The 14,421-nt window shown below is 65.6% G+C and carries 14 protein-coding genes; 10 read left to right on the top strand and 4 right to left on the bottom strand.

The window, feature by feature from the left end; all coding sequences use genetic code 11:
* The first annotated feature begins 58 nt into the window (after positions 1-58).
* Entirely contained in the window at positions 59-1,513 is a 1,455-nt protein-coding gene (zwf, locus tag AB0366_RS11855) for a glucose-6-phosphate dehydrogenase (protein ID WP_121870068.1), read from the top strand.
* Between the two features lie 27 nt (positions 1,514-1,540).
* On the opposite strand, the gene AB0366_RS11850 is transcribed toward zwf, so the two are convergent.
* Positions 1,541-2,020: a hypothetical protein gene (locus AB0366_RS11850; RefSeq protein ID WP_094614464.1), complete on the bottom strand. Its 480-nt coding sequence runs from the start codon at positions 2,018-2,020 to the stop codon at positions 1,541-1,543.
* 140 nt (positions 2,021-2,160) lie between these two features.
* Between AB0366_RS11850 and thyX the strand changes: the two genes are divergently transcribed.
* The 3 genes from thyX (at position 2,161) to AB0366_RS11835 (ending at position 5,781) form a co-directional block, all read left to right on the top strand.
* On the top strand, positions 2,161-2,913 hold the full coding sequence (gene thyX, locus AB0366_RS11845; RefSeq protein ID WP_366244417.1) for an FAD-dependent thymidylate synthase: 753 nt from the start codon (positions 2,161-2,163) through the stop codon (positions 2,911-2,913).
* Positions 2,914-3,013: 100 nt separating this feature from the next.
* On the top strand, positions 3,014-3,922 hold the full coding sequence (gene dapA, locus AB0366_RS11840) for a 4-hydroxy-tetrahydrodipicolinate synthase (protein ID WP_243593269.1): 909 nt from the start codon (positions 3,014-3,016) through the stop codon (positions 3,920-3,922).
* 107 nt (positions 3,923-4,029) lie between these two features.
* Positions 4,030-5,781: a ribonuclease J gene (locus AB0366_RS11835; protein WP_121870066.1), complete on the top strand. Its 1,752-nt coding sequence runs from the start codon at positions 4,030-4,032 to the stop codon at positions 5,779-5,781.
* A gap of 3 nt (positions 5,782-5,784) precedes the next feature.
* Here the strand turns inward: AB0366_RS11835 and AB0366_RS11830 are convergent, their stop codons facing one another.
* Entirely contained in the window at positions 5,785-6,564 is a 780-nt protein-coding gene (locus tag AB0366_RS11830; protein ID WP_037189530.1) for a sulfite exporter TauE/SafE family protein, read from the bottom strand.
* 96 nt (positions 6,565-6,660) lie between these two features.
* On the opposite strand from AB0366_RS11830, the gene AB0366_RS11825 reads away from it, so the two are divergent.
* Positions 6,661-7,284, top strand: coding sequence for a TIGR03085 family metal-binding protein (locus AB0366_RS11825; protein WP_366244098.1), 624 nt, complete (start codon positions 6,661-6,663; stop codon positions 7,282-7,284).
* Between the two features lie 69 nt (positions 7,285-7,353).
* Positions 7,354-10,041: a DNA translocase FtsK gene (locus tag AB0366_RS11820; RefSeq protein ID WP_366244097.1), complete on the top strand. Its 2,688-nt coding sequence runs from the start codon at positions 7,354-7,356 to the stop codon at positions 10,039-10,041.
* Between the two features lie 83 nt (positions 10,042-10,124).
* Here AB0366_RS11820 and AB0366_RS11815 read toward each other — a convergent pair whose 3' ends face one another.
* Complete coding sequence (locus tag AB0366_RS11815) at positions 10,125-10,409, bottom strand: YciI family protein (RefSeq protein WP_366244096.1); 285 nt, start codon at positions 10,407-10,409, stop codon at positions 10,125-10,127.
* A gap of 41 nt (positions 10,410-10,450) precedes the next feature.
* The gene (locus tag AB0366_RS11810; RefSeq protein ID WP_366244095.1) at positions 10,451-11,038 is read right to left on the bottom strand and encodes an amino-acid N-acetyltransferase; all 588 of its coding nucleotides are present in this window, start codon (positions 11,036-11,038) and stop codon (positions 10,451-10,453) included.
* 140 nt (positions 11,039-11,178) lie between these two features.
* On the opposite strand from AB0366_RS11810, the gene pgsA reads away from it, so the two are divergent.
* The 4 genes from pgsA (at position 11,179) to AB0366_RS11790 (ending at position 14,331) form a co-directional block, all read left to right on the top strand.
* Positions 11,179-11,871, top strand: a complete 693-nt coding sequence (pgsA, locus tag AB0366_RS11805) for a CDP-diacylglycerol--glycerol-3-phosphate 3-phosphatidyltransferase (RefSeq protein WP_366244094.1) — start codon at positions 11,179-11,181, stop codon at positions 11,869-11,871.
* A gap of 252 nt (positions 11,872-12,123) precedes the next feature.
* Positions 12,124-12,465, top strand: coding sequence for a helix-turn-helix transcriptional regulator (locus AB0366_RS11800; RefSeq protein ID WP_032397883.1), 342 nt, complete (start codon positions 12,124-12,126; stop codon positions 12,463-12,465).
* 143 nt (positions 12,466-12,608) lie between these two features.
* The gene (locus AB0366_RS11795; protein ID WP_094615295.1) at positions 12,609-13,418 is read left to right on the top strand and encodes a PspA/IM30 family protein; all 810 of its coding nucleotides are present in this window, start codon (positions 12,609-12,611) and stop codon (positions 13,416-13,418) included.
* A gap of 43 nt (positions 13,419-13,461) precedes the next feature.
* Positions 13,462-14,331: a hypothetical protein gene (locus tag AB0366_RS11790; RefSeq protein WP_366244093.1), complete on the top strand. Its 870-nt coding sequence runs from the start codon at positions 13,462-13,464 to the stop codon at positions 14,329-14,331.
* Positions 14,332-14,421 lie beyond the last annotated feature (90 nt).

Genomic DNA, 14,421 nt, shown 5'->3' with positions numbered 1-14,421 from the left:
TCGGTGAGTCGACTCCTGCCGAAGTGCACTCGGGCAGGATCGGTGTCACTATCGAACCGTGACTTCACGCCGGACGGACACTGCCACGGAACTCCCACCCCAGGTCGTCGTCCTGTTCGGGGCGACAGGAGACCTGGCCAAGCGAAAACTCCTGTCCGGGATGATGCATCTGGCGCTCTCCGATCTCGCGCCGAACATCCGCGTCGTCGGAACCTCGCTCGAAGAGATGTCGACCGACGAATTCCGCGCTCTCGCTCGCGAATCGATCAACGCCTACTCGAGCCGCAAAGTGGGTGACGAGCAATGGAGTCGTTTCGCCTCGCGACTGACGTACGTGTCACAGAAGGCAGGACCGGCGGCGCTGGGGGAGGCCGTGGCCGAGGCCGAGATCGAACTCGGAGGAAGCGCGAAACGGCTGCACTACCTGTCCGTTCCGCCGAGAGCTGCTCTGGCAGTGGTGGATACGCTCGCGTCGGCCGATCTGGTGAAGCGCTCCCGGATCATCATGGAGAAGCCGTTCGGCACCGACCTCGAGAGTGCGATCGCGCTGAATGCTCGGGTTCACGAAACGTTCGACGAGGATCAGATCTTCCGCATCGACCATTTTCTCGGTAAGGAACCCGCTCAGAACATCCTGGCCTTCCGCTTCGCCAACGGGTTGTTCGAGCCGATCTGGAACCGTAATTTCATCGATCACGTCCAGATCGACATCCCGGAAAAGCTCGCCCTCGACGGTCGAGCCGGATTCTACGAATCCACCGGCGCGTACAAGGACATGGTGGTCACCCACCTGTTCCAGGTGCTGGCATTCATGGCCATGGAACCGCCGACGGCGCTCGAACCCCGCGCCATCAGCGAGGAGAAGAACAAGGTCTTCCGATCCATGATGCCGCTGGATCCGAAAAACGTTGTGCGAGGCCAGTACACGGGATATCGCTCGGAGGAGGGGGTGGCTGCCGATTCCGACACCGACACCTTCGTGGCACTCAAGTGCGAGATCGACAATTGGCGCTGGGCCGGAGTGCCCTTCTACCTGCGCAGCGGAAAACGCCTTGCAGAGGGACAACGGATCATCTCGATCGCCTTCAGGGAACCACCGAAGAGCATGTTCCCGGCCGGCTCGGGTGTGGGCGCGCAAGGTCCCGACCACCTGACCTTCGACCTCGCGGACGCCTCGAAGGTGTCACTGTCGTTCTACGGCAAGCGTCCGGGACCCGGTATGCGCCTGGACAAACTCAGCATGCAGTTCGCCATCCAGGAAACCGAGCGGGTCGGCGACGTCCTCGAAGCGTACGAGCGGCTCATTCTCGATGCCATGTACGGCGACCACACGCTGTTCACCACGGCCGAGGGCATCGAGCGGCTGTGGAAGGTGTCCGAGCCGCTGCTCGCCGATCCGCCACCGGTTCGTCTGTACGCACCGGGGTCGTGGGGTCCCAACGCCATCCATCAACTCATCGCCCCACACGCGTGGCGGTTGCCGTTCGAGCGGGAGTGGCGCGAGAAGAAGTAGGGCCCAGCGCTCGCTCGAACCCGGAGCTCAGTTGTTCCAGCCGCGATCCTTGCGCATCTGATCGCGCAGTGCGCCCTGAACTGCCTGGGACAACCACGAATTGAGCGACACCCCGCTGTTGTTCGCAGCGTCCTCGGCGCGTTCCTTGATCTGTTCGACCAGTCGCAGCGTCACCCGTCTGACCTCACCGGACACGTCGTCCATGGTCGGGTAGTCCTCGGTGACGGGCTCCGCCGGATCGCCGTCGTGCAGACCGGGCACCGGGCTGTCGCGTCGAACATCGGCGTGCGCCTGCGTTCCGTCGAGACGAACGGTGACCGTATGACCGTCCAGATCGTTCGATACCTCTGCTGCGAAGTCCGACAGCGCCGTGAGCAGCATCAATCTGGCCGAAGCCTCCGCCGTCTTGCCGAGCGCTTCGGCCGTCTGGCGGGTGTGCTCGTCTCCCAGGGCAGCCGCCGCGAGTAGATCCGTGCGCAGCGACGCGGTGTACTTGTCCAGTTCCATGACGTCAGTGTGACGCCATGGGTGACGTCGGTCAAGCAGCCCTGGTGGCGTCAGGTGGCAGCACTGTGACGTCATCGTTCGCCGGGTGTCAGTACCGCGTTTAGGGTTGTGCGGTGTCAGCAGAAAACGAAGGTAGAGCTGTGCCGCGGACGGTTGCGCTGAGAGTGCAACTGGTCTCCCGAACCGAGTTCGTGCCGCCCGTCGACATTCCCTGGGAAACCGACGCCGACGGCGGGCAGGCGTTGGTCGAGTTCGCCGGACGTGCCTGCTATCAGAGCTGGTCCAAGCCCAATCCCCGAACCGCGACCAATGCGTCGTATCTGCGTCATCTGCTCGACGTCGGACACCTCTCGGTTCTCGAGCACGCGAGCGTGAGTTTCTACATCACCGGAATCTCGCGATCGTGCACGCACGAGTTGATTCGGCACCGGCACTTCTCCTACTCGCAGCTCTCGCAGCGATTCGTTCCCGAGCACGACGCCAACGTGGTTCTGCCACCGGCTGTCGAAGGCGATCCCGAGCTCGAGGCGCTGTTCGCGTCGGCGACCGAGGCGAGCCGGGCGGCGTACACCGAACTGCTCGGTGCGCTCGAGGGAAAGCTGGAATCGGTCACCAACGCCGCGTTGCGCGGTAAGCAGGCGCGGCAGGCGGCTCGGTCGGTGTTGCCGAATGCGACCGAGACGCGGGTGGTGGTGAGCGGAAACTATCGCGCATGGCGGCATTTCGTGTCGATGCGTGCCTCGGAGCATGCGGACGTGGAGATTCGACGTGTTGCCGTCGAATGTCTGCGTAAGCTCGTGGGAGTGGCTCCGGACGTGTTCGGCGACTTCGAGATCTCGACGCTGCCGGACGGCACGGAAGTCGCCCGCAGCCCGTTCGTGACCGAGGTCTGACGACGAGGTTCGGTGGCGCAGGAGACCGGGTATACGCGCACGGTGTCGGCGGGGAGTCCCGCTGCGCGAGAGTCGGTAAAGCACCGGGTAATCTGCTGCCATGACCTACGGTGACGCCACTCCTTCCGTTGCGCCTGTGTTCGGTACGGTGCTCACCGCCATGGTGACCCCGTTCACAGCGGACGGTAAGTTGGATATCGATGCGGGCGTTCGGCTGGCACATCACCTCGTCGAGCAGGGCAACGACGGATTGGTTCTGGCCGGCACGACGGGCGAATCGCCGACCACCACCGAGAACGAGAAGCTCGAACTGCTCCGCGCAGTGATCGCCGCAGTGGGCCATCGAGCTCGCATCATCGCCGGGGCAGGCAGCAACGACACCGCGCACAGCGTCGAACTCGCTCGTGACGCCGCCCGCGCAGGCGCACACGGTCTCCTGGTCGTCACCCCCTACTACTCCCGGCCACCGCAGGCCGGTTTGTACGCGCACTTCACCGCGGTCGCCAACGCCACCGACCTGCCCGTGATGCTCTACGACATTCCGCCGCGGTCGGTCGTTCCCATCGAAACCGAGACGTTGCGTCGGCTCGCCGAGCATCCACGGATCCTCGCGGTCAAGGACGCCAAGGGCGATCTGAACGCCGGAGCCGAACTGATTGCGTCGACCGGATTGCAGTTCTACTCCGGCGACGACCCGCTGAACCTGCCCTGGCTCTCGGTCGGTGCGACCGGTTTCGTCAGCGTCATCGGCCACCTCGTTCCGGCTCGTCTCCGTGAGCTGCACACCGCCTTCATGATGGGCGACATCGCACGCGCACAGGCCATCAACGTCAGCCTCATCCCGGTCATTCGTTCGGTCGCGCGCCTCGGTGGCGTCAGCGCATCGAAGGCCGGCCTGCGCCTCATCGGACTCGATGTCGGCGAACCACGACTTCCCCAGGTGCCACCGAGCATCGACCACATCGAATTGCTTGCAGCAGAGCTGCGGGCGGCAGGAGTTCTTGTATGACACGACCGAACAGATCGCGCGGACGCGCAACCCGAAACGCCGGACCTCCCTCCGAGCGTCCGGCCCCGAAGCAGGGCCAACCGGCAGGAGCCCGGCAGGGCAAGCCGATGGTGCAGAACTCGGCGCGCACTCAGCGTCCCGACAAGCGGCGTGAATTCGATCCGACGGAGCGCCTCGGCACACCTCCGAAGGCCCCGTTCAAGGGCCTGCGAGTTGTCGCACTCGGTGGTATCGGCGAAATCGGTCGCAACATGACGGTGTTCGAGCACCAGGGCAAAATGCTCATCATCGACTGCGGCGTGCTCTTTCCCGAGGACCAGCAGCCCGGCGTCGACCTGATCCTGCCCGACTTCCGCCACATCGAGAACCGCATGGCCGACGTCGAGGCCGTGGTCCTGACGCACGGTCACGAGGACCACATCGGAGCAGTGCCGTTCCTGCTGCGTCTGCGTCCTGACCTCCCCGTCGTCGGATCCAAGTTCACCCTCGCTCTGGTCGCGGCCAAGTGCCGTGAGCATCGGTTGCGTCCGAACCTCGTCGAGGTCATCGAGGGCCAGCACACGCAGCACGGCCCGTTCGACTGCGAGTACTTCGCGGTGAACCACTCGATTCCCGATGCGCTTGCCATCGCCATCAGGACCGATGCAGGTCTGGTACTGCACACGGGTGACATCAAGCTCGATCAGCTGCCGCTGGATGGTCGCCTGACCGACCTGGCCGGCTTCTCGCGGCTCGGCGACGAGGGCGTCGACCTGTTTCTGGTCGACTCCACCAATGCCGAGGTGCCCGGATTCGTCACGCCGGAACGTGAGATCGGCGGAGTGCTGGACACCGTCATCGGCAAGGCGAAGCAGCGCGTCATCGTCGCCTCGTTCGCCAGTCATGTGCACCGCATCCAGCAGGTCATCGACGTCGCCGAGCGGTACAACCGCCGGGTGGCGTTCGTCGGCCGGTCGATGGTCCGCAACATGCAGATCGCTCAGGATCTCGGCTACCTGCGTGTGCCCGACGGCCTCGAGGTCACTGTCGACACTGCCGCAACGCTTCCCGACGACCGGTTGGTGCTCATCTCCACCGGTTCGCAGGGCGAGCCGCTCTCGGCGCTGTCCCGCATGGCCCGCGGCGAGCATCGCCAGATCAACGTCAAGGCGAACGATCTCGTGGTGCTGGCTTCCTCGCTCATCCCCGGCAACGAGAACTCGGTGTTCGCTGTGGTCAACGGCCTCGCCAAGCGTGGCGCGACCGTCGTGACGCAGCAGAATGCGAAGGTTCACGTCTCGGGCCACGCTTCGGCGGGTGAGCTGCTGTACCTCTACAACGCAGTACGGCCCACCAATGCCATGCCGGTGCACGGCGAGTGGCGTCACCTGCGGGCCAACGCGGCGCTGGCCAAGGCGACGGGTGTCCCCGAGGAACGTGTGGTGTTGGCGGAGGACGGCGTGGTGGTCGACATGGTCGACGGTCTCGCCGAGATCGTCGGACAGGTGCCCGTGGGGCACGTGTACGTCGACGGCCTCTCGGTCGGTGACGTCGGCGATTCGACGCTGTCCGATCGACTGGTACTGGGCGAGGGCGGATTCATCGCGATCAGCGTTGCCGTCGATTCGGCCACCGGACGCGCGGTGACCGCACCCGAGGTGTCCGGTCGAGGATTCTCCGACGATCCGGCCGCACTCAAGGAGGCCGGTCAACTCGTCGAGTCGGAGTTGCAGCGTCTGGCGTCCGACGGCGTGTCCGATACGCATCGCATCGCGCAGGCCGTGCGCCGTGTGGTCGGTCGGTGGGTGGCGGACAAGTATCGCCGCAAGCCCATGATCGTTCCGACGATCATCGCGGTCAAGCCGCAACCGCAGTCCTAGAGTTCAGACGAGCAGTCGCCAGAGTCCGATCAGACCGAGAACGACGATGGCACCACGCAGGGCCGCCGGCGAGAGCCGGCGGCCGTAGCGCGCTCCGACCGCTCCACCGATCAGGGAGCCGACCGCGATCAGTCCGGCGGCCTGCCAGCTGATGTCGTCGAATCGAAAGATCGTGTACGTCACTGCTGCAACGACATTGACGACCAGCGACAACAGATTCTTGGCTGCGTTCATCCGCTGCATGGTTTCGGGGAGCAGTGCCCCCATCACCCCGATGAGCAGAATGCCCTGTGCGGCAGTGAAATAGCCGCCGTAGATGCCGACCAGCAGGGTGCCGCCGGTGACCAGTGCCATCCGGGTACGGCTGATGTGGTTCGCGGCCTTGCCCGCGGCTTCCGATCGTCGCTTGGCCCAGGCCTGAATTCGCGGTTGTGCGACAACGAGAATCAGCGCGCCGATGAGCAACACCGGAACCACTGCGGCGAACACGGTTTCGGGCAGATGCAGCAGCAGCCAGGCACCACCGAGCGCTCCGAAGAACGAGGCGGGCAATTGCCACCGCAGGCGATGCCACTGCCCGCGCAGTTCCCGGCGATAGCCCCACGTGCCCGACACGCTTCCCGCGACCAGTCCCACGGCATTGGACATGGTGGCGACCACCGGGGGATAGCCGAATGCGACCAAGGTCGGAAACGTGATCAGCGTCCCGGAACCGACGACGGCGTTGATCGCTCCGGCTCCGAGTCCGGCGAGCAGGATGACGAGAATTTCCGATACCGGCACTGTTGGGAGGCTACCGACGGGTCGGTTGCATCGAACATCGGGGAGTGTGAGGCCGGCGGGATGCCGTCGGTTCGCTCGGGACGTACCGTGGACTCCGTGAGCCTTGCCCAGGATGAACGTTCTCAACTGGTCCAGACCCTTCTCGACGTGGGTCCCGATGCGCCGACGCTGTGCGGTGAGTGGACAGCAGCCGATCTGGCGGCGCACCTCGTCGTCCGGGAGCGACGCCTGGACGCGTCGCCGGGCATATTTCTCTCTCCGCTCGCGGGGTACACGGAGCGGGTCCAGCGATCCGTGGCGAACAAGCCGTTCGCGACCGTGGTGGAAGACGTACGGACCGGACCGCCCATGTGGTCGCCGTTCGCACTGCTGGATCCGTTGATCAACCTCGGTGAGATGTTCGTTCATCACGAGGACCTGCGCCGGGCAGGCGAGAGTTGGACTCGGCGAGCGTTACCCACCGCGGTGGAGACCCGGCTCTGGCCGCAGGTTCGTCTGGTGGGTCGGGGCGGTCACCGCTCCTCACCCGTGCCGGTCCACGTGCGCACTCCCGATGGCCGACATGCCACGTTCAAGGGCGGGTCGGGCCCCGGCGTGACCGTGGTGGGGGAGCCGTCGGAACTGCTGCTCTACGCGTTCGGACGTGATCAGATCGAGGTGCTGTACGAGGGTTCGGCAGACGATGTCGCTGCCGTGAAGGCGCTCGATCTGAGCTTCTGACACATTCACCTCCGCTGTTACTGGTGTTGCGGATGGTTTCGACGGGGCTGTTGCGACTAGCCTGGGGGCATGGCAGGAAAGACCAGCACCTCCACCGCCAGGGCCGGATCCAGCGGATCCGGCTCCTCGCGTGCGTCCGGCACCGCCCGTAAATCCGGTGGCGGCCGTACCGCGCGCACCGTCACCACGCCGAAGAAGCCCACCGCGCCGCGCAACCCGGCGACGTCCCGCGCGAACGCATCCTCGCGCGGCAAGGCCCCCACCAGGGGCTCGTCGACGGCTCGGCGACCTGCGGCGAAGAAGAAGTCACGCGGTGCCCTCGACGCGATCGGGCGGGGCATTGCGTCCACCTGGTCGATGGCGGCACGCGGTGTCGGTGCCACGACCCGGACGGTGAGCAAGGCCGCCGACATCGAGCACGGCCACCGCCGGGACGGGATCGCCCTCGGCCTGATCGCTGTCAGTGTGGTCGTGGCCGCGAGTGTGTGGTTGAGCGCCGGGGGACCGGTCGGCGAATGGATCGAGGTGGGCATTCGCGCCGTCATCGGCGAAGCCGGTTACGTCGCGCCCGTGCTCGGAGTCGCAATCGCCGTGGTACTGATGCGCTCCGAACCCCATCCCGAGGTACGGCCTCGACTGGTCCTCGGCTCGATCCTGCTCGGGCTGCCGATCCTCGGACTGTGGCACATGGCCGCCGGTTCACCGACCGACGCCGCCGGCCGATCCGAGGGCGCAGGCTTCGTCGGATACGTGGCGGGTGGGCCCATCGCCGACGGCCTCACGGTGTGGCTGGCCGTGCCGTTGCTGCTGCTCGCCGGTCTGTTCGGGGTACTGCTGCTCACCGGTACCACCGTGCGCGACGTACCCGATCGGATGCGTGCGCTGTTCGGCACCGACAGTCGCGGCGACGAATACGACGAGTACGACCCGGCCGACTTCGGCTCCGAGTTCGGTGACGAGGGCTACGGCGACTACGACAGCAACTTCGACGCCGACGGTTACCCGGTCCACGGCGGCGCGGACCCGTACGACAACTACCCGACCGAGGAATACATCCCGGTCGCCAAGCCGCCACGCGCACGCAAGTCCCCGCCGCCCGAGGCCGCCACCGAGGTCATCGCCCCTGCAGCGGCTGCCCCCGCACCTGCCCCCGAGCCGGCCGCACCCCCGCGGCCGAAGCCCAAGCCGATCGTCAAGGCAGCCGAACCGAAGCAGGCAGCCGAGGACGACAAGATCGTCGTCGATCGCGTCGTCGATGGGGATTACACGCTTCCGTCGCTGTCGCTACTGATCGACGGGGATCCGCCCAAGACCCGCAGCCAGGCCAACGACGCCATGATCGAGGCGATCTCCGAGGTACTCGAACAGTTCAAGATCGATGCCGCGGTCACCGGTTTCACCCGCGGGCCCACGGTCACCCGCTACGAGGTGGAGCTGGGCCCCGGCGTCAAGGTCGAGAAGATCACCGCACTCGCACGCAACATCGCCTACGCCGTCGCCACCGACAACGTGCGCCTGCTCGCGCCGATCCCGGGCAAGTCAGCGGTCGGGATCGAGGTGCCCAACTCCGATCGTGAGATGGTCCGCCTGGCGGACGTGCTCACTGCGCCGTCGACGCGCAAGGATCACCACCCGTTGGTGATCGGGTTGGGCAAGGACATCGAGGGCGACTTCGTCAGCGCGAACCTCGCGAAGATGCCTCACCTGCTGGTGGCCGGCTCCACCGGTTCCGGTAAGTCGAGCTTCGTGAACTCGATGCTCGTCTCGCTGCTCGCTCGGGCGACGCCGGACGAGGTTCGGATGATCCTGATCGACCCGAAGATGGTGGAGCTGACGCCCTACGAGGGCATTCCGCACCTCATCACCCCGATCATCACGCAGCCCAAGAAGGCTGCCGCGGCACTGGCGTGGCTCGTCGAGGAGATGGAGCAGCGCTACCAGGACATGCAGATCAACAAGGTCCGCCACATCGACGACTTCAACAAGAAGGTGCGTTCCGGCGAGATCACCGCACCCCTGGGCAGCGAACGTGTCTATCGGCCGTACCCGTACATCCTCGCGATCGTCGACGAGCTGGCCGATCTCATGATGACCGCTCCCCGCGACGTCGAGGAAGCGATCGTGCGGATCACCCAGAAGGCGCGCGCGGCAGGAATCCACCTGGTGCTCGCCACCCAGCGTCCCTCGGTCGACGTCGTCACCGGTCTGATCAAGACGAACGTGCCGTCGCGTCTTGCCTTCGCCACCTCGTCCCTGACCGACTCCCGCGTCATCCTGGATCAGCCGGGTGCCGAGAAGTTGATCGGTATGGGCGACGCGCTCTTCCTACCGATGGGTGCAGGCAAGCCGACGCGTCTGCAGGGTGCGTTCATCACCGACGAGGAAATTGCTGCCGTCGTCGACTTCGCCAAGAACCAGGCCGAGCCCGAGTACAACGACACCGTCACCGCAGCGAAGGTCTCGGACAAGAAGGACGTCGACCCCGACATCGGCGATGACCTCGACGTGCTGTTGCAGGCGGTCGAGCTGGTCGTGACGAGTCAGTTCGGTTCGACGTCGATGCTGCAACGCAAGCTTCGAGTCGGCTTCGCCAAGGCCGGGCGATTGATGGACCTGATGGAAAACCGCGGAGTCGTCGGCCCGAGCGAGGGATCGAAGGCCCGCGAGGTGCTCGTCAAACCGGACGAGCTCGACGGTCTGCTGTGGTCGATCAAGGGCGGCGACCCGGACGAGCAGCCCGCGTCGGACGAGTTCTGACGGTCCTCGTTCGCGTGAATGAACCACTGCAGCCGTCTCGGCGGTGCAATGGTCCATTCACGCGAACCGGGTGAGCGGGCCGATCAGGACGTGAAAGTGCCCATGACGGGCGTCCACTCGTGGAACGTCGCCGTCTCGATCAGGTTTTGCACCGCGAACGGATCCTGCGCGAACAGCGTTTCGACGGTGGCGGCATCGGGACCTTCCACCAGCAGCAGTGCGCCGCTGCCGTCGGCGTACGGCCCGCTCGACACGAGGGTCTTCCGGTCGAGTAGGTCGGCCAGCCAGGCACGGTGTGCCGCGCGGTGGGTGTCGCGTCCTTCCGTGGTGGCGGGCGAGTAGGTGTAGCTGACGGCGATCAGTGGCATGGAGCTCTCTTCCGGATTCGTGGGGTGATACCGGAATTCTGTCAGAGCGAGAGCAGCATCCGCGTGTTGCCCAGAGTGTTCGGTTTGACGTAACTCAGGTCCAGGAACTCCGCCACGCCGGTGTCGTACGACCGGCACATCTCCGCGTAGACCTCGGCCGTCACCGGGGTTCCGTCGATCTCGGCAAACCCGTGTCGGGAGAAGAAGTCCACCTCGAAGGTCAGCACGAACACCTTCTGCAGCGCCAGATCGCGAGCGACCTCGATCAGTTTGGCGACGATCAGGTGGCCTGCTCCGTGCCCCTTCGCGGCGGGATCGACGGCGACCGTGCGAACCTCGCCCAGATCGGCCCACAGCACGTGCAGCGCACCGCAGCCGATGATCTCGCCGTCACGCTCGGCGATCCAGAACTCCTGCACCGCCTCGTACAGGGTGACGAGGTTCTTCTCGAGCAGAATGCGTCCTGCGTAGATGTCGATCAAACGCTTGATCTCGGGGATGTCGGAGGTCCTGGCTCGACGCACGACGAGGGTGCCGTCGTTCGCGGAGCGACGGTCCGCGATGTCGGAATGCACGTCGGATTCGGGGTCTGCGATGCCGCGACTCGCCCGATTCGGCCCAGAAGTCATGGGGTGAACAGTAGTCAGTACTTCAACCGATAAACTTTTCGTGTGTCGCTTCGTGAGCTGTGTCCCCGTCTCAGCGGATCGGTGCTGCGCAAAAGCCGACACACCGACCGGTACGTCGTCGACGGCTCCTGGGTTCGCCGATGAGTGGGCCGGTCACGCCCGATCACGGCGTTCCTTCCAGTGGCGAGATTCCGGGCAACCGCGCGTCCGGCACAGGAGATTCTGCGCGCACGTCGGGGCTGCCCCACAGCAACGCTGTCGCCGGTGGGCCGGACGAAGTGCCCCTGCTCAATATCGCGAACGTCCTCACGGTGCTCCGGATCGCACTGGTTCCGGTCTTTCTCGCAGCGCTGTTCGTCGGCGACGGCCAGGACACGACCTGGCGGCTGGCGGCAACCGCGATCTTCGCTGCTGCTGCCATCACCGACCGGATCGACGGCCAGTTGGCCCGCAAATACGGTCTCGTCACCGATTTCGGGAAGATGGCCGACCCCATCGCGGACAAGGCACTGATCGGTGCCGCGCTGGTGGGGCTGTCGATGTTGGGCGACCTGTCGTGGTGGGTGACCGTGATCATCGGGGTGCGGGAAATCGGCATCACCGCTGTGCGGTTCGCCGTCATTCGCCACGGCGTCATCCCCGCAGGCCGCGGCGGCAAGGTGAAGACTCTGGTGCAGACGTTCGCAATAGGGGTGTACCTGTGCCCGCTGCCGAGCGTCGTCGACCCGTTCGCGGTTGCTCTGATGGCGCTGGCGGTACTACTCACCGTGTACACCGGCCTGGACTACGTGGTGCAGGCCGTTCGCCTGCGCCGAGGCGTGTCCTCGACGTGAATCGATCCGACGTGACCTCGACGACGGCCGAGTTGTGCGCGGGCGAGCAGGCGAACCATTCGGCGAGATACAGTCTTGGCAGCCGTGTCGGAGCAGCTTCGGCGCGTGTTGGAGTGAACGGGCATATAGGGTCGGGAACCAATCGGACCGGCTGGGACGTTGAACATCGTGACGGCTCCGGACGAACGAGATATGAACGTTGTCGTCTCGACGGCACAGTCGTCGGCACGAACACCAACGAGGAGGAGCGAGATGGCGCTGCTATTGCGTGAAGCACTCGGCGACAGTTTGCGGCGTACTCGCGTCGCACAGAGCCGAACCCTGCGTGAAGTCTCGAACACCGCACGCGTCAGCCTCGGATACCTCTCCGAGGTGGAGCGCGGTCGCAAAGAGGCGTCGAGCGAACTCCTCGCCGCGATCTGCGACGCCCTCGCCGTCCCGCTCTCGGACGTCATGAGCGATGTCAGTGTGACACTGTCCGACGCCTCGACCGCCGCCGCGCGGCTCGACGAGGCGGCGGTCGCCACCCGCATCGACGGCGATACTCGCGTCGTGATTCCGGCACCTGCTGCCAGAGCTCTCGCCGCCGCCTAAGATCGGAAAAGTACCCAGTTCCACTCCTGACCCAGACCACGCACCCGACTTTCACAGCACGGACAGGTTCATTTCGGTCACTGCGAGAGCAGCCGACCCGTACGCGGCCACCGCGGCGCAACAGATGGAGGCAGGACCACCCCATGGCTAATCCTTTCGTCAAAGCCTGGAAGTACATGATGGCGCTCTTCAATTCCAAGATCGACGAGAAGGCCGACCCCAAAGTTCAGATTCAGCAGGCGATCGAAGACGCGCAGCGGCAGCATCAGGCACTGTCCCAGCAGGCCGCGTCCGTCATCGGTAATCAGCGCCAGCTCGAAATGAAGCTCAGCCGGCAGCTGGACGAGGTCGAGAAGCTCAACGCGAACGCTCGGCAAGCGGTGACGCTGGCCGATCAGGCCGCCACCGCAGGTGACATCGAGAAGGCCACGCAGTACACGAACGCAGCCGAGGCATTCGCCGCGCAGCTGGTGACCGCCGAGCAGAGTGTCGAGGACCTCAAGGTCCTGCACGACCAGTCCCTGCAGGCGGCCACCCAGGCCAAGAAGGCCGTCGAGCAGAACGCCATGGCTCTGCAGTCGAAGGTCGCAGAACGCACGAAGCTGCTCAGCCAGCTCGAGCAGGCGAAGATGCAGGAGAAGGTCAGCGAATCCCTTCGGTCGATGGACAGCACCCTGTCCGCGCCCGGCAACACCCCGAGCCTCGACGCTGTGCGCGACAAGATCGAACGTCGCTACGCAGATGCCCTGGGATCGGCGGAGCTGGCGCAGAACACGGTCTCCGGTCGCATGATGGAGGTCCAGCAGGCATCCGTGCAGATGGCGGGCCACAGTCGCCTGGAGCAGATCCGCGCATCGATGGCAGGCGACTCGCTGCCGTCCGGCAATGCCGCGGCGAAGCCCTCGATCGCCAAGTCCCCGGACGCGACGCCCGAGCCCCCGGCTCAGGCGTAGATCGACCTGACGAACACCTCGGTCGTCCGACAGCAGCGTCGACATGGGTAGAAGAGATCACGAATCCGGCCGGTCGCGTAAGCGACCGGCCGTTTCGCTCGATCGAGAGTCCGTGACCGCGGCCGTCACCGAGTCCGGTGCAGTGGTCAGGTCTCTGGCGGAGTCCGCTCGTAGTGTCGGTACCTCGATCCTCGACGCCGCCGGACGTCGGAAAGACCCCCGCGTCAAGCATCTGAAGAAGATTCGCCGCGCCAGGCGACGCGGAATCAGGTTCGGAGCCGCGTCCACGACGACAGCGGTGGGAACTGCGGGGATGGCGGTGTTGTCGGCACCGGAGTGGACTCTGTTCGTGGGCGGCGGTGGTGCTGCCCTCATGGCCGTCCCGGCGGCATTCGCGGTGACGCGGTTGCGGCGTCTTCGGGCTCAACCGGTCCCCGTGGGCCTACCGACCAAGCGCGTGTCGCCGCAGCGCGGATCTGCCGCATACGAATCGATGACCCGACTGGCCGGTGCCGAGCAGAGTCTGTTCGAGCTGCTGGGGATCCTGGCGAGGTCCGAGACGATCGGTGCCGACGACGTCGAGGAGATGATCGCGGTGACCTCCGATGCAGCCCGAGGTCTCGAAGGAGTCGCCGTCGACATCGCCGCTCTGGAACGTGCGGGGGCGGCGAGCGCTGTGACCCGCGAACACCTGCGCAACGGAATAGCTTCGGCTGCAGCCGAACTCGCTACCGGGGTCGATCAGTACGAGCAGCTCGTCGCAGCGGCCGCGCGGATGACCGGACCGGCCGGATCGGCGTCGACGACGGTCGTGGAATCGCATCGACGCGAGCTGCTGTCGGCGACGGATCGACTGCAGGGATGGGCCGAGGCGCTCACCGAGATCGACCAGATCCGGTCGCGGCACCGCTGAGACAATTCAGGGTTCACCCCGATGTGTTCGTCGCGCCCTGGTGACAGTATCGAAGTACGCGATACGACACGGTGCGCGGCGACACGGTAG

This window comes from Rhodococcus sp. NPDC076796 (assembly GCF_040702765.1).
Taxonomy (GTDB): domain Bacteria; phylum Actinomycetota; class Actinomycetes; order Mycobacteriales; family Mycobacteriaceae; genus Rhodococcoides.
Note: the sequence above shows the minus strand (reverse complement) of the source record. Positions and strands in the feature narration are given on the sequence as shown.